A 20243-nucleotide genomic window follows, 5' to 3' on the forward strand; every position below is an offset into this window, starting at 1 on the left:
CCTTTCTCTTCCGCAGCCTGATTCATATCTCTCGAGTGAGGAGCCACCATGTACGACGCCGTGACGATGAAGAATGATGCTTCGCCCCACGCCAAGCTCCACGCTCAGCGCTTTGAGGGCATCACCCGCAACTACTCGGAGGCGGACGTCGAGAAGCTGCGCGGCTCCATCCGCATCAGCTACACGCTGGCCGAGATGGGCTCCCGTCGCCTGTGGGAGCTGCTCAGCACCAAGGACTATGTCCACGCGCTCGGCGCCCTCACCGGCAACCAGGCCGTGCAGATGGTGCGCGCGGGTCTCGAGGCCATCTACCTCTCTGGCTGGCAGGTGGCCGCCGACGCCAACACCGCCGGGCAGATGTACCCGGACCAGAGCCTCTATCCGGTGGACAGCGTCCCCAACGTGATTCGCCGCATCAACGCCGCCCTGCGCCGCGCGGATCAGATCGACTTCGCCGAGGGCAAGCGCGACCGCTACTGGTTCGCCCCCATCATGGCGGATGCAGAGGCCGGCTTCGGCGGACCGCTCAACGCCTACGAGCTGATGAAGTCCATGATCGAGGCGGGCGCCGCGGGCGTGCACTTCGAGGACCAGCTCGCCAGCGAGAAGAAGTGTGGCCACATGGGCGGCAAGGTGCTGGTGCCCACCAATAACTTCATCCGCACGCTGACGGCCGCGCGTCTGGCCGCGGACGTGATGGGCGTGCCCACCCTCCTCGTGGCCCGCACGGACGCCGACAGCGCCAAGCTGCTCATGAGCGACGCGGACGAGTACGACCACGCCTTCATCGACCGCAAGGCGGGCCGCTCGGCCGAGGGCTTCTACCGCCTCAAGGGCGGCCTGGAGTGCGCCATCGCCCGCGGACTGGCCTATGCCCCGTACGCGGACCTCATCTGGTGCGAGACCAGCACCCCGGACCTCGACCAGGCCAAGAAGTTCGCCGAGGGCATCCGCAAGAAGTTCCCCAACAAGCTGCTGGCCTACAACTGCTCGCCCTCCTTCAACTGGAAGAAGAACCTGGACGACAAGACCATCGCGAAGTTCCAGCGCGAGCTCGGCGCCATGGGCTACAAGTTCCAGTTCGTCACCCTCGCCGGCTTCCACGCGCTCAACTACTCGATGTACGAGCTGGCCCGGACCTACAAGGACCGCGGCATGGCCGCCTACTCGGAGATGCAGCAGAAGGAGTTCGCCTCCGAGAAGGACGGCTACACCGCCACCCGCCACCAGCGCGAAGTCGGCACCGGCTACTTCGACAAGGTCGCCGAGGTCATCTCCGGCGGCTGCTCCAGCACCCTGGCGCTCAACGACTCCACCGAGGCCCACCAGTTCTGAGCCACGGTGCGTGGGAGCAGCCCGGGTGAGTGCATACCCTCTCCCAGAGGGAGAGGGGATGTGTTGGGCACTGGCTCACCTGTGACGTGATGACGAGGCCGCGGCTCCCATGATGGGGGTCGCGGTTTCTGTTTTTGTGTGCCCCAGTTCCAGCACTCGTGCTCCCTCTGCCTCGAAGCACTCGCGCATCCACGGGTGGCAGGTGAAGGCGATGACCTGGTGGTGCTCGGACAGGTGGGACAGCAGCTCGAGTGTGCTCCGAGTCCGCGCCAGGTCGAAGTTCACCAGGATGTCGTCCACGATGAGCGGTAGCGCCCCTCGCGTCTCACCGAAGTCCTGGATGACCGCCAGTCGGAACGCCAGATAGAGCTGCTCCCTCGTGCCTCGCGAGAGCTGCTCGGCGCTCCAGTCCCTACGCGCATCGCTCACCCGGAGCTCGCGCTTGCCTCCCGCCGGGATGAACACCCGTCGATACCGGCCCGCCGTCAGCGTCGCGAAGTGCTCCGAGGCAAGCTGGATGACCCGCGGCTGTTGCTCCTCCTCGAAGCGTCGCCTCGCCCGCGCCAGCAGTCCCAGCGCCAGCCGATCCGTGGCGTAGCGTGTCGCCAGCTCCGCCGCACGAGCCCGCAGCCGCTCTTCCTGGATGCGCAGCACCGCCAGTTCCTCGTCCTTCTCCCAGTGCTCGAGCTGGCTTCGGGCGGAGCCGTACTCGGTGTGCAGTTCCTTCAGGTGCTTGGCGCAGGCGGGTTCCTGCATTCGCAGTTGCCCCAGCTTCTCCTTCAACTGCTCCTCGCCTCCCGCTGCCAGGATGGCCTCCCGCGCCGCGGGCTCCTCCAGGCCCGTGGCGGCCTCGATGCGCCAGGTCAACTCACGCACGCGCCGGGTCAGCGCCTCGAAGTGCGCCGCCTGCTGCGCCCGCTGGCGGAAAGTCTCCTCGGTGTCGGAACCGCCCCGGGCCAGCAGCGCCGCCAAGGCCTGCTCCTCGGACTCCCGGAGCCGTACGTACCGCGCCCTGTCCCCGGCCCACTCATCCGTGCGCGCTCGCAGCGTCCGAGCCTCCGCGTCCTGCGTCTTCAGTTCCTCCAGCGCCGAGGCCACCCGGGCGGCCACCGCCTCCACGGCTCCCTCCGGAAACCCCGCCTCCCGAGCCTCTTCGAGCAACCGGGAGGCAACCGCGTCACAGGCCGCCTCGTCCGCGGTCAGGGCCCGCTCGTCCGCGTCCAGGTCCGCCAGCCGCTGCCGCTGCTCGGCCGCGTCGCGCCACAGCGCCAACGCACGCTGCGGAGAGAGGTCCGTAGGAAAGCCCCGCGCCTCCAGCAGCGCCTCCAACTCCATCCGGAGCGTCCGCACCAGCAGGTCCGCCCGCCGCCCCGCCAGCTCCGCCGCCTGCGCCTCGCGCACCACGCCGTCCCGCTCCGCCTCACGCGCCTCTCGCTCGCGCCCGAGGTGCTCCACCCGCTCGGCCTGCCGCAGCGCCTCCGCCAGCGCCGCCTCCGCCCCGGCGAGCCCGTCCACCGGTACTCCGGGAGCCAGGCCCGCCTCGCTCGCCGCTGCCGCCAGCTCCCGCTCCAGCCCCAACAGCCGTCCCGACAAGGTGTCCAGCGCCGACTGCAGCCGGGCCAGTTCCTGCGCACGTTGTTGCTGGCGCGCGGCGTGGGCCTCCACGTTCCGCTGGTGGCTCCGCACCGAGCGCACGTAGCCGAGCACCAGCGGGACGACGAGCAGCAGCGCGCCCAGCAGGGCCATCGCCCCCTCCAGCGCTCCCGCGTGGAGAGCCATCGCGCCCACCCACACCACCGCCACGCCCGCGCCGAGCAGCACCAGCCAGGGCGCGGGCGCCGCTCCGGGCTCCGGTTCGGCCTGGGCACGCAGGGCCTGGAGCCGCTGCCGCTGCTCGTCCCGCTGCGCCGCGACCTGGTCCCTCTCCACTCGCAGCAGCCTCGAGCGGCTCAGCGCGGCCTGCCGCTGGCGCAGCTCCGCCGCGGACACGTCCGGAAGCTTCGTGCGCTCTGCCTGGAGCCGCGCCAGGGAGGCCTCGATGCGCTCCCGCTCCACGCGGGCCCGTCCGAGTGCCACCTCCGCCTCACGCCGCTCGGCCTCCGCCTTCGCCAGCCGGTCCGCCAGAGACTCCAATGAGCCTCGCGCCGCCGCTCCCAGCTCCAGCGCCAGCAAGCCGGCCGCGTCCACCGCCAACCCCAGTCCACCCAGGGCATGCGCTACCTCGCGGTGCCTCGCCTCGAGCGCAGCGCGGCGGCCCGGCAGCGCCCGCAGCAGTTCGGCCCTCGCGGTGAAGGCCAGCAGCGCCAGGCGCAGCCCCTCCTCCCGCTCCCGTACCGCCGAGGCCGCCGACAGCCTGGTCAGCTCCGCCGCGCCCGTGGACAACAGCTCCTCCACGCGGGCCTGCTGGGCCCGGGCCTCCTTCCACCGCTGGAGCAGCTCCTCCAGCCGCGCCTCACCTCCGGGCGGAAAGGCCGACAGGTCCGGCAGCGAGGCCAGCTCTGTCCTCAGCCGCCCCAACTCCCCCAGCTCTCCGAGCACCGCTTCCAGGCGGGACAGCCGTCCCAGCTCTCGCGCGATGTGCTCCTGGCGGGCCACCGCCTCCTCCTGCTGCCGCCCCAGGGAGGCCAACCGCTCGCGCTCCTCGAAATACTTCTCCGGCCGGTCCTTCAGCGCGTCCAGCTGCGCCCGCACCTCCTCCAACTGCACGAGGAGCTGGTTGAGCTCGGGATTCTTCCCGCCCTTCTTGAAGAGGCCCTCGGCGCGCTTCTCCAGATGCTTCTCCACCTCTGGCAGCCTGCGCGCGCCCCTCAGTCCGGCCGCGAAGAGTGCCCGGGAGACGCCATCCTCCTCCACCAGCTTCTCGAAGCTGGACAGCTCGTCCAGGCTGAAGGCAAACACCTCGCAGAACAGCTCCCGCGACACGTGCGCCAGTGCCTCGTCCAGCCGAGAGGAGGGCAGCTCCTGCCCCTCTGCGCTGAGCACCGTCACCGCCGTCTTCCCGCGCTTGTCCGCGACCCGGCGCACCACCAGCGGGCCCGCCCCCGACCTCACGCACAGCTCGCCACCGAAGGCCCCCGACTCGGGCTCGTACCGGGACTCCGAGCGGCCACGCCTCTCGAAGCCGAACAGCATGCCGCGGAGGAACGCGAGCAGCGTGCTCTTGCCCGCCTCGTTCGGCCCGTACAGCAGGTTGAGGCCCGGCCCCAGCTCCAGCTCGTAGCCGGAGAAGTGGCCGAAGCCGTGCACCTTCAGCACGTCGATTCGCAGGCCCCCACTCACGCCACGTCCTCCTCGTTGAGCTGCTCCACCACCTGCACACTCGCCTGCTCCACCAGCTCCGGACGGGGTGCGTCCAGGACCTCCACGCCCAGCCGCCGCAAGCGCTGTCCTAGCGCACGCAGCTCCGCATCCTCCCTCCACAACGCCTCCAGCGCCTCCGGCTGCGCCACCAGTGCCTCGGCCTCGGCCAGCAGCGTCCCGGAGAAGCCACCCGCCAGGCGCACCGCCTCGAGGTCCAGCTCAGGCCGGCTCGCATCGCGCAGGGACTCCAGCAGCACCGGCGGATGGCGCAGGGCGAGCTGCTCGCGCAGGTCCGCCTCCAGTTGGGTGAGTGCATCAGGTCCGGACAGCTCTCGGTGCAGCGGCCCCCGGCCCGTGAGCGTGAGGCGCACCGCGTGCCCGTCCAGCGCGTCCGGGCAGCTCGCGTCCACCTGCTCCGTCACCGCGGCCACGAGCCCATCCAGCGACCCGAGCCCCGTGAGCCCCACCTCCAGCCGGTGCCAACGCACCTGGTCCACCGCGACGAAGCGGCGCCGCGTCCTCCCTTCCTCCACCTCCACCAGCACACAGCCGCGCTCACCCGGCTCGTTCACGTGCCGCCCCTGCGGGTTTCCCGGGTACACGGCCACCGCGCCCCCCGCGAGCGTGTACTCGGCGCGTGTGTGCACGTGGCCCAGCGCCCAGTAATCCAGGCCCCGCGCGCTCAGCTCCTCCACGGTGCAGGGCGCGTAGTTGGCGTGCCCCTCCACTCCGCCCAGGTTCGCGTGCAGCAGGCCCACCGTGAAGTCCGGCGCCGTCCGACGGAAGCGCGCCGACAGGTTCTCGCGCACCTCCACCTCTGGATAGGAGACGCCCTGTACCCGGCACAGCAGCCGCCCCTCGCGGCGCACCTCCACCTCTTCCCACTCCGAGCCAAACACCTTCACCGACTCCGGCAGCCCGAGCGCTCCCGTGTCCCCGCTCAACGGATCATGGTTGCCGTGGACAATGAAAGTCTGGATGCCCGCCACATGCAGCCGGTCCAGCTCCCGCCGCAGCGCCAGCCGCGCGCGCACCGAGCGGTCCTTCGCATCGAAGAGGTCCCCCGCCAGCAGCAGGAAGGCCACGTGCTCGCGCAGGCACAGGTCCACGATGCGGGAGAAGGCCCGGAAGGTGGCTTGCTGAAAGATGCTCAGCAGTCCCGAGTCGGCGGGCACGCCGCGGAAGGGAGTATCCAGGTGCAGATCGGCGGCATGGACAAACTTGAAGCGCATCGCGGCTCCGCACAGTAGCCGTCCTGGAACTGCGCACCAGTAACCCCGGGTTCCAGATTCGGCTGGAATTCCCGAGGAGGGATTTCAGGAATTCACCCGTCTGTCACGTCCACGAGACGGGAGCGCGATGCGTCATCCGGGGGGGAACTTGCGACGAAGTACCAGCCAGTGGAAGGCTTCTCTCGCCGTAAAAATCCGCCACTGGAGTATTGATGACCCCCATCTCTTCCTGGTCGAGCCGGCTCGTCCTGGCTCTGCTCGCGCTCCAGTTCGCGAGCGCGTGTGATCCGAATCCCCCACCCGTTACGCCGCCCGCGGATACGACGCCTCCGTCGACCCGGATCTCCCCGCAGGGTGGAACCTTCAAGGAGAGCGTCTCCGTGACGCTGCTGTGCGATGACGGCACGGGCAGCGGCTGCGACGCCACGTACTACACCACCGACGGCTCCGCGCCCTCCACGAGCTCGACGCGCTACTCGGCCCCGGTGGCCCTCACGCAGAACGGCACGGTGAAGTTCTTCTCCGTGGACAAGTCGGGCAACGCGGAGAGCGCCCAGAGCCAGGCCTTCGTCGTGGACTCGGCGCCGCCCACCACCACGGCCACCCCGGCCGGCGGCGCGTACAACGCCCCCCAGAGCGTCGCGCTCGCGTGCGATGACGGCACCGGCAGCGGCTGCGCGACCACGCACTACACCACCGATGGCTCCGAGCCCACTACCAGCTCGCCGACCTACACCACGGCCATCTCCATCACCGCCACCACCACGCTGAAGTTCTTCTCCGTGGACAAGCTCGGCATCTCCGAGCCGGTTCACACCGAGACGTACACGCTCGAGACCGACGCGCCCACCACCACGGCCACCCCGGCCGGCGGCCTGTACAACACCCACCAGAGCGTCGTGCTGAGCTGCAACGACGGCACCGGCAGCGGCTGCGCGGCCACGCACTACACCCTCGACGGCTCCACGCCGACGACCAGCTCTCCCGTCTACTCCGCGGCCCTCTCCCTCACCGCCAACACCACGCTGAAGTTCTTCTCCGTGGACCAGGCCGGCAACGCCGAGGCGGTCCGCACCGAGACGTACAACATCGACACGGCGGCCCCCATCACCACGGCCACCCCGGCTGGCGGCCTCTTCAACGTCAGCCAGAGCGTCGTGCTGAGCTGCAACGATGGCACCGGCAGCGGCTGCACGGCCACGCACTACACCCTCGACGGCTCCACGCCGACGACCAGCTCGCCGACCTACACCGCGGCTCTCTCCATCACCACCACCACCACGGTGAAGTTCTTCTCCGTGGACCAGGCTGGCAACTCCGAGGCGGTCCGCACCGAGACGTACAACATCGACACGGTGGCCCCCACCACCACGGCCACCCCGGCCGGCGGCCTATACAACGCCCACCAGAGCGTCGTGCTCGCGTGCACGGATGGCTCGGGCAGCGGATGCGCGGCCACGCACTACACCCTCGACGGCTCCACGCCGACGACCAGCTCTCCTGTCTACTCCGCGGCCCTCTCCCTCACCGCCAACACCACGCTGAAGTTCTTCTCCGTGGACCGGGCCGGCAACGCCGAGGCGGTTCACACCGAGACGTACAACATCGACACGGCGGCCCCCACCACCACGGCCACCCCCGCTGGCGGCCTCTTCAACGCCCACCAGAGCGTCGTGCTCGCGTGCACGGATGGCTCGGGCAGCGGCTGCGCGGCCACGCACTACACCCTCGACGGCTCCACGCCGACGACCAGCTCTCCCGTCTACTCCGCGGCCCTCTCCCTCACCGCCAACACCACGCTGAAGTTCTTCTCCGTGGACCGGGCCGGCAACGCCGGGGCGGTCCGCACCGAGACGTACGAGATCGACACGGCGGCCCCCACCACCACGGCCACCCCGGCCGGCGGCCTCTTCAACGCCAGCCAGAGCGTCGTGCTCGCGTGCACGGACGGCTCGGGCAGCGGCTGCGCGGCCACGCACTACACCCTCGACGGCTCCACGCCGACGACCAGCTCGCCGACCTACTCCGCGGCTCTCTCCCTCACCGCCAACACCACGGTGAAGTTCTTCTCCGTGGACCGGGCCGGCAACGCCGAGGCGATTCACACCGAGACGTACGAGATCGACACGGCGGCCCCCACCACCACGGCCACCCCGGCCGGCGGCCTCTTCAACGCCCACCAGAGCGTCGTGCTCGCGTGCACGGATGGCTCGGGCAGCGGCTGCGCGGCCACGTACTACACCCTCGACGGCTCCACGCCGACGACCAGCTCTCCCGTCTACTCCGCGGCTCTCTCCCTCACCGCCAACACCACGGTGAAGTTCTTCTCCGTGGACACGGCCGGCAACGCCGAGGCGATTCACACCGAGACGTACGAGATCGACACGGCCGCGCCCACCACCACCGCCACCCCTGCGGCGGGTACGTACGGCGGCTCCCAGAGCGTGGTGCTGGCCTGCAACGACGGCACCGGTAGCGGCTGCACGGCCACGTACTACACCACCGACGGTTCCACGCCGACGACCAGCTCGCCGGTCTACTCCGCGGCCCTCTCCATCACCGCCGACACCACGGTGCAGTTCTTCTCCGTGGACACGGCCGGTAACGCCGAGGCCGTGCAGGTGGCCGCCTACGTCATCGACACGTCGGCGCCGTCCGTGTCCGCCGCTCCCCTGGGCGGCACCTACCGCACCGCGCAGAGCGTCGTCCTGAGCTGCACCGATGGCTCCAGCGGCAACTCCTGCTCCGCCATCTACTACACCACCGATGGCAGCACGCCCTCCGCGAGCTCGGCGACGTACTCCAGCCCCATCTCCGTGACGGCCAACATCACCCTCAAGTTCTACGCGGTGGACTCGGTGGGCAACGCCAGCAGCGTCCGCACCGAGACCTATACGATCGACACGGTGGCGCCCACGAGCTCGGCCATCCCCTTCGGTGGCTCCTACGGCGGCACGCAGTCCGTCACGCTGCTGTGCACGGACGGCTCGGGCACCGGCTGCACCGCCACGCACTTCACCGTGGATGGCAGCACGCCCACGCGCTCCTCCAGCAAGTACACCGCGCCCCTCACCATCGCCGCCAACACCACGCTGAAGTTCTTCTCCGTGGATGCCGCGGGCAATGACGAGAGCGTGCACACCGAGACGTACGTCATCGACACGGTGAAGCCGACGGTGGCCGCGGCCCCGGCCGGTGGCCTCTACACCACCGCGCAGAACGTCACCCTGACCTGCACCGACAACGCCTCGGGCAGCGGCTGCGCCTCCATCCACTACACGCTCGACGGCAGCGCGCCCACCACGGGCTCGGCCACGTACACCGCGCCGATCGCCATCTCCGCCGACACCACCCTCAAGTTCCTGGCGGTGGACAAGGTCGGCAACGTGAGCACCACCCACACGGAGGTGTACGACTTCGACACGGTCGCGCCCACCACCTCGGCCACCCCTGCGGGCGGCACGTACCGCACCGCGCAGAGCGTCACCCTGGCCTGCACCGATGACACCGGCGGCAGCGGCTGCGCGAACACGTACTACACGCGCGATGGCAGCACGCCGACCACGGGCTCGACGCGCTACACCGCGGCCATCTCCATCTCCGCCACCACCTCGCTGAAGTTCTTCTCCGTGGACACGGCGGGCAACGCGGAGGCCGTGAAGACCGTGACGTACGTCATCGACACGGTGGCGCCCACCACCACGGCCACTCCCAAGGGCGGCACGTACGCCTCGGCCCAGAGCGTCACCCTGGCCTGCTCCGACAGCAACACCGGGTGCGCGGCCACGTACTACACGCTCGACGGCAGCGAGCCCACCACGGGCTCGACGCGCTACACCGCGGCCATCGCCATCTCCGCCACCACCTCGCTGAGGTTCTTCTCCGTGGACGTGGCGGGCAACGCGGAGGCCGTGAAGCCCGAGACGTACAACTTCATCAATCCGGCCGACATCTCGGCGAACATCGCCGCCATCCGCAGTCAGCCGGACGGTGCCATCAACCAGCCCGTGACCTACGCGCTCGTCACCTATACGAAGCCGCTCACCGGTACCGCCGCCAACGACCCCGCGGGCTTCTTCATCCAGGGCGAGAAGAACGGTCCGGCCGTCTTCGTCGCGGTGGACCCGGCCACGCTCACCCCCGTGCCCGCGGTGGGTGACCGCGTGACCTTCTTTGCCACCGAGCGGGCCACGTCGGGCGGCATGGTGCGCGTCACCAAGATCGACACCACCTCCTTCACCGTGCACAGCACCGGGGAGTCGGTGGACTTCCTCCGCAACGACGTGAGCAATGTCGACCTGGCCACCAACGGCGGGGCTGACTATGAGAGCGAGCTCATCACCCTCAGTGGCACGGTGAGCAGCGCCTTCGTCGCAGCCAGCACGGGGAACGTCTCGGCGAGCATCGTGACCCTGGGCAACACCGCCAATAGCAACGGCCTCAAGCTGCGCATCACCAACGCGGTGCAGGACGCGCTCGACGTGGTGCAGAACTGCTCCGTCACCACGAATGCTCCCATGTGGCGGTTCGTCAATGCGACCAACAACCAGGCCCAGCCCTCCGCCTGGGCAACCAGCGACCTCACCGTTCATTCGTGCCCGGCTCCCAAGGTCACGAGTGCCACGGCCACCAGCAGCACGAGCGTCGTGGTGAACTTCGACCGGCATGTCGACCCTGCCAGCGTGCTCGCCAATGGCAGCCAGTTCGCCATCAACAACGGACTGGTGGCCTCGGCCGCCACCGTGACGGGCCGCCAGGTCCAGCTCACCACCTCCACGCAGGTGGGAGGCACGGGCTACACGGTGACGGCGGCCTCCAGCGTGAAGGACACCGCGGGCGGAGGCGTCGATGCGGCGGCCAACAACGCCAGCTTCAACGGCTACCGGGTGCCCGCCCGGCTCCTCATCAACGAGATGAACCCCAACATCTCGGGCGGTAAGGACCTCATCGAGCTGCTCGTGGTGCAGGCGGGCACCGTGGAGAACATGACCCTGGTGGCGGATGGCACCTCCACCCCGCTCGCCACGCTGCCCAACATCTCGGTGGCGGCCGGTGACATCATCGTGGTGCACCTCACTCCCGCGGCCGGCGACCTCTCGGAGACCACCGGGAAGGCGCAGTACCCCGCCACCTACAACTACGACACGGCGTGGGATGTCGTCGGGAGTGCCACGGGCCTTGGCGTCAACTCGAACCGCGTCATCCGGATGAAGGATGCTACGGGGAACACGCAGGACGCTGTTCCTTTCGTAGCCCCCGGCCAGACGGTTACCCAGTACCCGGGGCAGCTCCAGGCCATCCAGGCCGAGGGACTCTGGCTGCCGGCTAACTGCGGCGGGGCGCTCTGCACGTACACCACCGCCCCGACCGCCGTGGAAGTCGGCGTGATCTGGAGCGGCCTCGCGTCCTCGACCACCGGTAAGTCGATGCAGCGCCTGGCCGGAGGGGTGGACACGAACCAGGCCAGTGACTGGTCGAGTTCGAGCACTTCCTCCTCGTTCGGCCTGCCCAACCCGTAGTCCGTAGTCAGTCCGTGGGAGGGGCCGATCACTCCGGCTCCTCCCGCGGCCCTCTCCCAAAAAGAGAGGGAGCAGGTACGGTGCGAGGACCATGACGCTCACGGTCCTCCCCGTCTCTCCCGCGGAGCACACGCTCCTGCGCCACCTGTACCCGCTGTACCTGCACGACCTGAGCGAGTTCGGTAACAGCTACTCGCTGGATGCCGACGGCCTCTGGCAGCCCGACTACCTTCCCTACTGGCTCTCGGGGAAGGAGGGCTGTCACCCCATGCTCTTCCGGCTCGACGGCCGGCCCGCGGGCTTCGCCATGGTGGGCCAGGCGCCCTTCCCGTTCATGACTCCCGGGCGCGACTTCCACCTGTCCGAGTTCTTCGTGCTCCGCGGCGAGCGCCGGCACGGCGTGGGACGCAAGGCCGCGTTCGCCCTCTTCGACCGATTCCCGGGCACGTGGGAGTTGTCGCAGCTCTCCGCCAATCAGGCCGCCATCGCATTCTGGCGTCGCGTGATTGGTGAGTACATGGACGGGGCCTTCGAGGACACCACCCTCGACGGGGAGCCGGCCCAGGTGTTCGACAGCCGGAAGCGGAAGCAAATGGCTTAGCGTCTGGGCTGGCGCCTCGCGGCGATTCCGTTCGCCAGGGCCACCTGCTGCTTCCAGTGACCGTAGAGCCGGCCCTGTGAGGCCAGCCGGTCCAATTCCTTCCGCGTCTCGTCATCCACCGAGCCCGGCGGTGCATCGCGATACGGTGTCCCCGGCAGCGGCATGAACGTGTGCCCGTGCACCTTCGCCCCGAGCTCCGACAACCTCTGCATCAGGGCCAGCGTCGCCCTCACGTCCTCCGGCGTCTCTCCCGGCAGCCCCAGGATGAAGTCCACGTTCGGCACGAAGCCCGCCTCCACCGCCAGGCTCGCCGCCCGCACCACCGTCTCCACGTCGTGCCCCCGGTGGCTCGCCTGCAGAATCCGCTCGCTCCCGGACTGGCCTCCGATGATGAGGTTGTCGTTGTCCACGTAGCGCTTGAGCAAGGCCAGCGCCTCGGGCGTCACGTGCTCCGGCCTCACCTCCGAGGGGAAGGTCCCGTAGAACACCCGCCCCCCAGGGCTCATCGCCTCGCGCACCGCCGCCAGCATCCGCTCGAGCGCCTCCAGGTTCACCGACTCGTCCGCCGTGCCGTACGACATGGACGTCGGCGTGATGAAGCGCACGTCCCGCTTGCCCGCCTCGCGCAACACCCGCGTCCAGCGCGCGATGTTCTCCACGCTCCGATGCCGGAACCGCGCCTTGTTCATGAACGGCGTCTGGCAGAACCGGCACGCGTAGATGCAGCCCCGCGTAATCTCGATGGCCCCAAACATCCTGTGCCTCGCCGCGAACGGCGGGTACGTGTCCATCACCACGCCCTCCCCACGCCCCTGCGACACCATCCGCCCGTCCACCAGCCTCGACATTCCCCGCGTCTGCTTCGGGTCCTCCCCGCGCACCAGCCGGCCTAGCAGCTCCAGCAGCACGGGCTCTCCCTCGCCCACCGCCACCAGCTCGAAGCCCCCTCGCAACGTCTGCTCCGTCTCCGCCGTGGCGTGCACCCCACCCGCGATGCACAGCACCTCACGGCCCTCCAGCCGCTCCCGCAGCCAGGCCAGCTCCTCCACCGCGCCGGGGAAGCTCGCCGAGTAGAACGACCACGCCACCACCACCCGGTACCCCGCGTCGTGGCACTCGCGCACCGCGGCCAGCAGCGACTCCCGGTCCCTCGGGAAGCGCAGGGCCACGTCCTGCCCCACCGCATCCGCCTCCACCGCCCCCGCGAGGACGGTGAGCGCGTACTTGCCCGGGTACTGGTAGCTCAGGACCAGCGCGACCTTGTTCTTCGTGGACGGCATCTCCCCTGAAAACCAACATGGGCCCCCCTCGTCAAGAGGCCGCCCGCTCACTCCAGGGACGTCCGGCCAGGAGCTCGGCTCAGTTCCGCGGCCGAGCCAGTGACGAGCGGGCTCCAGCGAAGGGCATCACCCCCGGCACGAGGTCCGAGGGCAGCTCCAGTCCCTCGGGGGACCCGCTCCGCCGCGTCGAGCCGGACCTCGTCAAGACACCCGACAGGCCCCGTCCCGCGCCACCCCGGGGCGCGCGCTCCAGCTCGAGCATCTCGGCCAACAGGCGGCGGTACCCCTCCAGCCCAAAGGAGCGCAGCTGCGCGTGGAGGGCCAGCGCACTCGGAGCCTCCAATGCGCGCAGGCCCACCAGCCGGAGCTCCGCGCCGTTCCCAAGCAGGAAGAGACCCGCGGGGTACGAGGCCCGCCCCAACCACCGGAAGTCCAGGCCCACCGAGTCCGCCAGGTGCAGGTGTCGCAGCCGCGTCCGCAGCCGCGTGAGCTCCTCCTGCACCGGGGTCTCGAAGCCGAGCGGGTTGTCCTGGAGGTCATAGCCGTTGAAGACGCAGTAGAGGCCACCCCACGCCGCATCCGCGTGCAGGTGCACGGGCTGCAACCCGTACTGCGTGGTGACAGAGTCCGCGACCTCACGCAGCTCCTTCACGTCGTCGAAGGTGGGGCAGCCCTCAGCCCCCGTGGAGGCCACCACGTAGAGGGGCACGTCCCCGCCCGAGGCGACGGCCAACATCTTCGTGCGCAGATCCGCGGCGGCCATGGTGCCGTCCTCGCACGTCCTCACGCGAATGAGGTGGTAGCTGCCAAGCCCCGTGGTCTCCACCGCCTCGAGCAGGGAGTCCTCCATCCCCTCCGAGACAAAGCAGTAGAGGTTGCGCGGCACGCCCTTCCTCCGAGCCTCCGGCGCATGCTTCGCGATGGCCACGCGCAATCCCGCCAGCACCGCCGCCCGCGCGCCCGACGTGATGCGGCCTCCGCTCCGCTCCTCGTCATAGCCCACCACTCGCGACACCATGGCGGCCACGCGCGACTCCGCCTCATCCGCCCGAAGGCCCTCGTCGCGCCGCGCCTCACCGCTGCTCGCGAGCACCGTGGCCACGGCCCCGATCATCCCAGACAGGTTCAGGCCAGATGCCGTGCCCCTCATCAGGTGCCGCAGCTGCTCCACGACCAACTCCGGGCTTTCACCCCGCGCTGGCAGCTCGCGCGGATCCACTCGGCGCCCATCATCGAGCGTGCTCGTCCGCTGCCACTCCTGCGCGAGCACGGCCGACTCACGTGTCGTGTCTACCGGCACGGCGAGCCGCTCGAGCAGACTCAGCAACAATCGCTGCTGCTCCGGGGTACAGCCCTCGGGGGAAAACAGGCGCGCCAGTGCGGGAAGAGACGGATTCATTGAAGGGCGGCGCATGTACCGGCCGCACGCTCCGCTGTCGAGTGACGAATGATTGACACACACGTATGTGAATTACGCACTTCTGACTTCTGAGAGGGCGGATGCACCTGCTCCACTCGCAGCGTGTCCTGCGCCCGTGGCCGCTCGCACTCCGCGTCCCGGCTCCATTCGCCACACAGTCCACCCTTGGCGAAGCAACGTTCGAAGCGACTCCACAACACGGCGTAGGCGCAGTGCACACGGGCGAACGCCCTTCCCGATTCCGTGTGCGGCCAGGATGTGGGTGGAATACCCTCACCGCCCCCAGGGGGATTTCATGGACCACGCGACCCAGGTCGAGCTCATCCGGCGCATCCAGGAGCATCTGCGCACGGGCACCACGCACATGGAGGCCGAGGAGTCGCGCATCCCCGTAGAGGCCTACCTGCGCGCGGAGCGGCTGGAAGCGGAGCGGGAGCTGCTCTTCCAGCGCCGCCCCCTGCTGGTGGCGCACCGCTCGCAACTGCCCGAGGCAGGGGACTACCTCACCCACGACGCGAGTGGCCTGCCGCTGCTCCTGTGCCGCACGCCCTTGGGAGAACCGGCCGCCTTCCTCAACGTCTGCCGTCACCGGGGGACGCGGCTGGTGGAGGAGGCGTGTGGCCGACACAAGCACGCCTTCGTCTGCCCCTACCACGGCTGGACGTATGACACCGAGGGCAGCCTGCGCGCGGTGCCCCACGAGGCGGGCTTCCCCAGCCGCCCCTCCGAGTCCGTGGGACTGGCGCGCGTATCCGTCGCGGAGCGCTTCGGCTTCCTCTGGGCCCAGGGCCGTAAGGACTCGCGCTTCGCCGCGGATGCCTTCCTATCGCCCCTCGCTGCCGAGCTCGCCAGCTACCGGCTGGAGACGCACGTGGTGTACCGGCCCCAGCGCTTCGAGCTGAAGCTCAACTGGAAGCTCGCCATCGAGCTCTTCCTCGAGGCCTACCACGTGCGCAACGCGCACCGGACCTCCATCTACCCGCTCTTCATCGACAACGTGGGGCTGATGGATCGGCTGGCGCCCCACCAGCGGTGCGTCTTCCCCAAGCGCACCCTGCGCGACCTGGCGGGCACTCCCGAGGAGACGTGGCGGCTGCGCCAGCACGCCAACATCCTCTACTTCATCTTCCCCAACACGCTGATGCTGGTGCTCGAGGACCACGTCAACATCACCACCGTGTTCCCGCTGGAGTTGGATCGGACGGACTTCCGCACCTTCACGCTCATCCCCGAGGCGCCCGCCAACGAGAAGGCCTTCCGGCACTGGGACGAGCATGTGGACCTGCTCATGGACTCGGTGCGGGAGGACATCCACCTGGGCGAGTCCATCCAGCGCGGGCTGCGCTCGGGCGCCAACGCCGCACTGCGCCTGGCCCGCTTCGAGCACGGCCTGCGCTACTTCCACGAGGCCGTGGAGCAGGCACTCGGGGGCCGCGGCCAGTAGAGCGCCGCGGACCCACGAGCCGGTACAACGTTCGTGCTCAGACCGTCGGGTTGAGCTGGACCTTGAGCGACTCCATCTTGCGAATCACCGGGTGCTGCCCGAACGAGGGCTGCCCCAGGAGCTTCATCTCCGGGAAGCGGCGCAGGAAGGCGCCCACGGCGAGCTGCACCTCCAGCCGCGCCAGGTTCGCCCCGAGGCAGTAGTGGGCCCCGTGACCAAAGGCGATGCTCGCGTTGGTGTTGCGCCGCACGTCGAAGACCTCGGCCTTGTCGAACGTGGCCGAGTCCCGCAGCGCGCTGCCCAGCATGACCAGGAGCATCTGGCCCTTCTTGATCGTCGCCCCGCCCATCTCCACGTCCTCGAGGGCGTAGCGCGCGATGCCCATCTTCCCGAAGTTGTCGTGGCGGAGCACCTCTTCGATGGTGTTGCGCAGCAGGTCGGGCTCGGCCCTCACCTGTGCGAGCACCTCGGGACGATGGAGCACGTTGTAGATGGTGAAGGCGATCAGGTGGACGGTGGTCTCGAAGCCTCCCACGATGAGCGCGGACGCCAGGGCAAGCAGCTCCCCCTTGTTGAGCCGCTCCCCCTGCTCCTCGGTCTGGATGAGGGTGGTGAGGATGTCGTTCTCCAAGGGGGCGTTGCGCCGGTCCTCGATCGTCGCCTTGACGAGCTCGATGCCCTCACGCATGTCGGCGCGCAGGCCGTCCAGCTCCTGGGGGTTCACCATGCCGGGGAGGAAGCACTTCACCACGGCGTCCGTGAAACGCAGGAACAACTCCTCGCGGCCCTTGGGCATCTTCAGCATGGAGCCGATCACCCGGGCGGGAATCTTCTCCGCGAAGTCGAGCGTCACGTCGATGGTGCCCTTGGCGGCGGCCGCGTCGAGCACATCCTCGACGATGGCTTGAATCTCCGGCTTCAGCCGCTCGATGGCGCGCGGGGTGAGCGCCGGGCTGACGAGCTTGCGCACCCGGGCATGGTCCTGGTTGGCCAGCGAGAACAGCCCGTATTTGTTCAACTCCTCGAGCTCGGGGATGAGCACGGCCGAGCCCAGCACCGAAGCGAACTCCCACTCGCTCCGGTCGGCGGTGAACCGCTTGCTGTCACGGAGCACGGCGACGGCGTCGTCATACCGGCTGAGGAGCCAGGCACGCCCCGCGGGCCAGTACTGGAGCTGCGCCTCGGCCCGCAACTTCTCGAGCGCGGGGTACGGGTTCTGGTCGTACCCGGGGGCGTACGGGTTGAAGTCAGCGGCCGGGCGGGCCGCGCTCTGATTCGTCTCGTTGGGCTGCATGAATCGGTCCTTCCTGTGTTGGGGGAATGACGACGGGTGACCCAGACTCAATCCTTGGAGAGCGAGAGCGCCTGACGCGGGCAGTCGCGCACGGCCTGCTCCACCTTGGCGCGCAGCTCGGGCGTCACGTTCTCGACGAGCACGTGCAGCTGGTCCTTCTCATCGAGGTTGAACGCCTCGGAGGCAGCGCGCACGCAGACGCCATTGGCTTCACAGCGATCCCAATCGACCACGATCTTCATGTTGTTGCTCTCCTGGTGATCAGGTTTTCAAGACTACGGGCGCGACGTGTCCACGGCCAGCCGTAGTTCAAGGAACAGCCGCGCCAGGTCCTCGGGCCGGTAGTGCGCGTTCAACCCACTCGGATTGGGGAGCACCCAGACGCGAGCACCGCCCAGCGACTCCGGCTGGGGGCCCAGTGAAGCCTTGGGGTGTCCAAAGGCCGTGCGCCAGGCGCCAATCCCCAGCACCGCCAGACACTGGGGACGATAGCGCCGCACCTTTGCCTCCAACCGCCGCCCGCCCTCGGCCAGCTCCTCAGCCGTCAGCACGTCCGCGGACACCGTGGCCCGGTCCACCACGTTGGTGATGCCGTACCCGAGCGTGAGCAGCTCCTCCTGCTCGGAGGGCGCCAACAGGCGGCCCGTGAAGCCCGAGGCCTGCAACGCCGGCCAGAAGCGGTTGCCCGGCCGCGCGAAGTGGTAGCCCACCACGGCGGAGTACACGCTGGGGTTGATGCCACAGAAGAGGATCCTCAACCCGGGCGCGATGAGGTCCGGCATGTGGCGCCCCACCGCGGCGAGCAACTGGTCCTTCGTGGGCCTGCGAGGTGACTTCAGACGTTCCTCCCGTGACCTGAACCTATACCGTCTCTCCCGCCATGGCATTCCCGCCGGAAGGTACAACGGTGGACGGGAGCCCCACGGGGCACCCCTCCCCTGCCCGGCGGATGGCTACATTCCTCCCACCATGCGCTCCCTCGACTTGAAGGACGGGCCCATCGCCTCCGTGCTGGTCGCCGACGAATTCGCCTCGACCCAGAGCGACAGCCTGGACGTCGTGGTCCGCCTGCGGGATGGCCGGCGCTTCGGCCTTACCCTCTTCACCCTCGAGCACCTGCGACGTCAGCTCGACCAGGCGCTCTCCTTCGTCACCCCCGGGATGCTCCTCGTGAAGCACTTCTCCGACGAGGCCGTCCTCGACGCGGTGCGCTCGGCCGTGAGCCAGGACATCGAGCGGCTCGGCGTGCTGCAGCCGCTCATCAACCAATAGGCGCCCGGCCGCGGCTCACGCCTCCTTCGCGAGCGCCGCGAGCTGCTCCCACACCGCGCGCACGTGCCGCTCCTCGGTGCGCGGGGAGCCGATGGCCATGCGCAACACGTAGCGCGCGGGCGCTCCGTCCACCCCGGGCAACACAGTGTGGGTAAGGAAGGCCTTGCCGCCCGCGTTCAGCCGGTCCAGCAGTTGGCGATTGCGCGCGTCCGTGGCCGCGGGTGCCTCGCCGGGGGCGGGCCTCAGCCGGAAGCACACCAGCGCCAGCGAGCGTGGCGTGGACAGCTCGAAGCGCTCATCCGCCTCCACCCAGGACGCGAATAGCTCCGCCTGTCGCACGTGCTCGCGAATGTAGGCCCGCAGGCCCTTCGCCCCGTAGTGGCGCAGCACGAACCACAGCTTCAGCGCCCGGAAGCGACGGCCAAGCGGAACCTGCCAGTCCCGGTAGTCGATGACCGCGCCGCTCGCGGTGGCCGCGTTGCGCAGGTACTCGGGCATGACGCTCAGCGCGTCCAGCAGGGCCTTGCGCTCGCGCGTGTAGAAGGCATTGCAGTCGAAGTTGGTGAGCAGCCACTTGTGCGGGTTGAAGGCGAAGGAGTCCACGGCCTCCAGGCCCTCCAACATGGCGCGGTGCTCGGGGCAGACGAGCGCCGAGCCTGCCCACGCCGCGTCCACGTGCAGCCAGCCACCCGAAGCGGTGAAACCTGTGCGCTCCAGCACCTCGCTGATGGCGCGCACCGGGTCCATGGCACCCGAGGAGGTGGTGCCCAACGACGCGCACACGAAGAAGGGCTGGCGGCCAGCGGCCAGGTCCTCGCGGATGGCCTGCTCCAGCACCTCCGGGCGCAGGGCATAGGTGCCGTCCGTGCCGAGCTGCCGCAGGTGGACGTCGTCTGAAACGCCGCGCACCACGCCGGACAGCATGGCCGCCTTCAACACGGACGAGTGCGCCTGCGTGGAGGTATAGGCGACCAGCTCCGTCTCCCGGCCGAGCGCGCGACGCACACGCTCACGCGCGGCGACCATGGCCACCAGAGTGGCCTCGCTGGCAGTGCCCTGGATGACGCCGCCGCCGGTGCCCGAGTCCGAGCGGAAGGAGGCGGGCAGTCCGGTGAGCTCGGCCAGCCAGTCCAGCACGCGCGTCTCCATCTCGGTGGCCGCGGGGCTGGTGGACCAGAGCATGCCCTGCACACCCAGGCCCGCGGACAGCAGCTCACCGAGCACCGCGGGCCCCGAGGCGTTGGCGGGGAAGTAGGCGAAGAAGGACGGCGACTGCCAGTGGGTGATGCCGGGCAGCACCACCTCCTCCAGATCGCGGAAGACGGCCTCCCAGCCTTCATCGCCGCCCAGACCGTCCTCGGGCGGGTGCGCGGGGAGCTTCGCCATCACCTCGCCCGGAGCCACCGCTGCGCGCACCGGGAAGGACTCCAGCCGGGACCAGTAGTCCGCGATCCAGTCCACCATCCGATGGCCCAGTCGTCGAAACTCCTCGGAGCTCAGGTGGGGCACCGCCCCTTCACGCGCGTCGCTCATCTCGGTTCTCCTC

13 protein-coding genes are annotated in these 20243 nt (G+C 69.4%); 5 read left to right on the forward strand and 8 right to left on the reverse strand.

All coding sequences use genetic code 11. The annotated features are described in order from the left end of the window. Positions 1-48 precede the first annotated feature (48 nt). Complete coding sequence (gene aceA / locus OV287_RS46445; protein ID WP_267540497.1) at positions 49-1335, forward strand: isocitrate lyase; 1287 nt, start codon at positions 49-51, stop codon at positions 1333-1335. Positions 1336-1410: 75 nt separating this feature from the next. Here the strand turns inward: aceA and OV287_RS46450 are convergent, their stop codons facing one another. Next, positions 1411-4614: an ATP-binding protein gene (locus OV287_RS46450; protein ID WP_267540498.1), complete on the reverse strand. Its 3204-nt coding sequence runs from the start codon at positions 4612-4614 to the stop codon at positions 1411-1413. Beyond that, on the reverse strand, positions 4611-5867 hold the full coding sequence (locus OV287_RS46455; RefSeq protein ID WP_267540499.1) for a metallophosphoesterase family protein: 1257 nt from the start codon (positions 5865-5867) through the stop codon (positions 4611-4613). Before OV287_RS46455 ends, OV287_RS46450 begins: the two co-directional genes overlap by 4 nt. A 212-nt stretch (positions 5868-6079) precedes the next feature. Here OV287_RS46455 and OV287_RS46460 point away from each other — a divergent pair, with 212 nt between their 5' ends. Continuing rightward, a complete protein-coding gene (locus OV287_RS46460; protein ID WP_267540500.1) occupies positions 6080-11386 on the forward strand; it encodes a chitobiase/beta-hexosaminidase C-terminal domain-containing protein in 5307 nt (1768 codons plus the stop codon). Positions 11387-11477: 91 nt separating this feature from the next. After that, complete coding sequence (locus OV287_RS46465) at positions 11478-11987, forward strand: GNAT family N-acetyltransferase (RefSeq protein WP_267540501.1); 510 nt, start codon at positions 11478-11480, stop codon at positions 11985-11987. On the opposite strand, the gene OV287_RS46470 is transcribed toward OV287_RS46465, so the two are convergent. Then, positions 11984-13267 (reverse strand): TIGR04013 family B12-binding domain/radical SAM domain-containing protein, encoded by a 1284-nt coding sequence (locus OV287_RS46470; RefSeq protein ID WP_267540502.1) that lies wholly within the window; start codon positions 13265-13267, stop codon positions 11984-11986. The genes OV287_RS46465 and OV287_RS46470 overlap by 4 nt on opposite strands. A 79-nt stretch (positions 13268-13346) precedes the next feature. Further along, on the reverse strand, positions 13347-14681 hold the full coding sequence (locus OV287_RS46475) for a pyridoxal-dependent decarboxylase (RefSeq protein ID WP_267540503.1): 1335 nt from the start codon (positions 14679-14681) through the stop codon (positions 13347-13349). Between the two features lie 301 nt (positions 14682-14982). Here OV287_RS46475 and OV287_RS46480 point away from each other — a divergent pair, with 301 nt between their 5' ends. Beyond that, positions 14983-16131 (forward strand): aromatic ring-hydroxylating oxygenase subunit alpha, encoded by a 1149-nt coding sequence (locus tag OV287_RS46480; protein WP_267540504.1) that lies wholly within the window; start codon positions 14983-14985, stop codon positions 16129-16131. 37 nt (positions 16132-16168) lie between these two features. Here the strand turns inward: OV287_RS46480 and OV287_RS46485 are convergent, their stop codons facing one another. Genes OV287_RS46485 through mug form a run of 3 tightly spaced genes read right to left on the reverse strand, consistent with a single transcriptional unit; the run spans position 16169 to position 18207 of the window. Continuing rightward, positions 16169-17425, reverse strand: coding sequence for a cytochrome P450 (locus OV287_RS46485; RefSeq protein ID WP_267540505.1), 1257 nt, complete (start codon positions 17423-17425; stop codon positions 16169-16171). Positions 17426-17472: 47 nt separating this feature from the next. Further along, positions 17473-17667, reverse strand: a complete 195-nt coding sequence (locus OV287_RS46490; RefSeq protein ID WP_267540506.1) for a ferredoxin — start codon at positions 17665-17667, stop codon at positions 17473-17475. A gap of 33 nt (positions 17668-17700) precedes the next feature. Beyond that, positions 17701-18207 carry a G/U mismatch-specific DNA glycosylase gene (mug, locus tag OV287_RS46495; protein WP_267540507.1) on the reverse strand — a complete coding sequence of 169 codons (507 nt, stop codon included), beginning with the start codon at positions 18205-18207 and terminating at the stop codon, positions 17701-17703. On the opposite strand from mug, the gene OV287_RS46500 reads away from it, so the two are divergent. Further along, the gene (locus OV287_RS46500; protein ID WP_267540508.1) at positions 18206-18697 is read left to right on the forward strand and encodes a hypothetical protein; all 492 of its coding nucleotides are present in this window, start codon (positions 18206-18208) and stop codon (positions 18695-18697) included. The genes mug and OV287_RS46500 overlap by 2 nt on opposite strands. A gap of 15 nt (positions 18698-18712) precedes the next feature. On the opposite strand, the gene OV287_RS46505 is transcribed toward OV287_RS46500, so the two are convergent. Further along, positions 18713-20230 carry a pyridoxal-dependent decarboxylase gene (locus OV287_RS46505; protein WP_267540509.1) on the reverse strand — a complete coding sequence of 506 codons (1518 nt, stop codon included), beginning with the start codon at positions 20228-20230 and terminating at the stop codon, positions 18713-18715. Positions 20231-20243: the final 13 nt, after the last annotated feature.

It is taken from the genome of Archangium lansingense, assembly GCF_026626635.1.
Classification (GTDB): domain Bacteria; phylum Myxococcota; class Myxococcia; order Myxococcales; family Myxococcaceae; genus Archangium; species Archangium lansingense.

Coding starts and splice junctions, on each gene's coding strand:
- aceA (WP_267540497.1), top strand. CDS start 49: ATGTACGACGCCGTGACGATGAAGAATGATGCTTCGCCCCACGCCAAG.
- OV287_RS46455 (WP_267540499.1), bottom strand. CDS start 5,867: ATGCGCTTCAAGTTTGTCCATGCCGCCGATCTGCACCTGGATACTCCC.
- OV287_RS46460 (WP_267540500.1), top strand. CDS start 6,080: ATGACCCCCATCTCTTCCTGGTCGAGCCGGCTCGTCCTGGCTCTGCTC.
- OV287_RS46465 (WP_267540501.1), top strand. CDS start 11,478: ATGACGCTCACGGTCCTCCCCGTCTCTCCCGCGGAGCACACGCTCCTG.
- OV287_RS46470 (WP_267540502.1), bottom strand. CDS start 13,267: ATGCCGTCCACGAAGAACAAGGTCGCGCTGGTCCTGAGCTACCAGTAC.
- OV287_RS46475 (WP_267540503.1), bottom strand. CDS start 14,681: ATGCGCCGCCCTTCAATGAATCCGTCTCTTCCCGCACTGGCGCGCCTG.
- OV287_RS46480 (WP_267540504.1), top strand. CDS start 14,983: ATGGACCACGCGACCCAGGTCGAGCTCATCCGGCGCATCCAGGAGCAT.
- OV287_RS46485 (WP_267540505.1), bottom strand. CDS start 17,425: ATGCAGCCCAACGAGACGAATCAGAGCGCGGCCCGCCCGGCCGCTGAC.
- OV287_RS46490 (WP_267540506.1), bottom strand. CDS start 17,667: ATGAAGATCGTGGTCGATTGGGATCGCTGTGAAGCCAATGGCGTCTGC.
- OV287_RS46500 (WP_267540508.1), top strand. CDS start 18,206: ATGTGGCGCCCCACCGCGGCGAGCAACTGGTCCTTCGTGGGCCTGCGA.
- mug (WP_267540507.1), bottom strand. CDS start 18,207: ATGCCGGACCTCATCGCGCCCGGGTTGAGGATCCTCTTCTGTGGCATC.
- OV287_RS46505 (WP_267540509.1), bottom strand. CDS start 20,230: ATGAGCGACGCGCGTGAAGGGGCGGTGCCCCACCTGAGCTCCGAGGAG.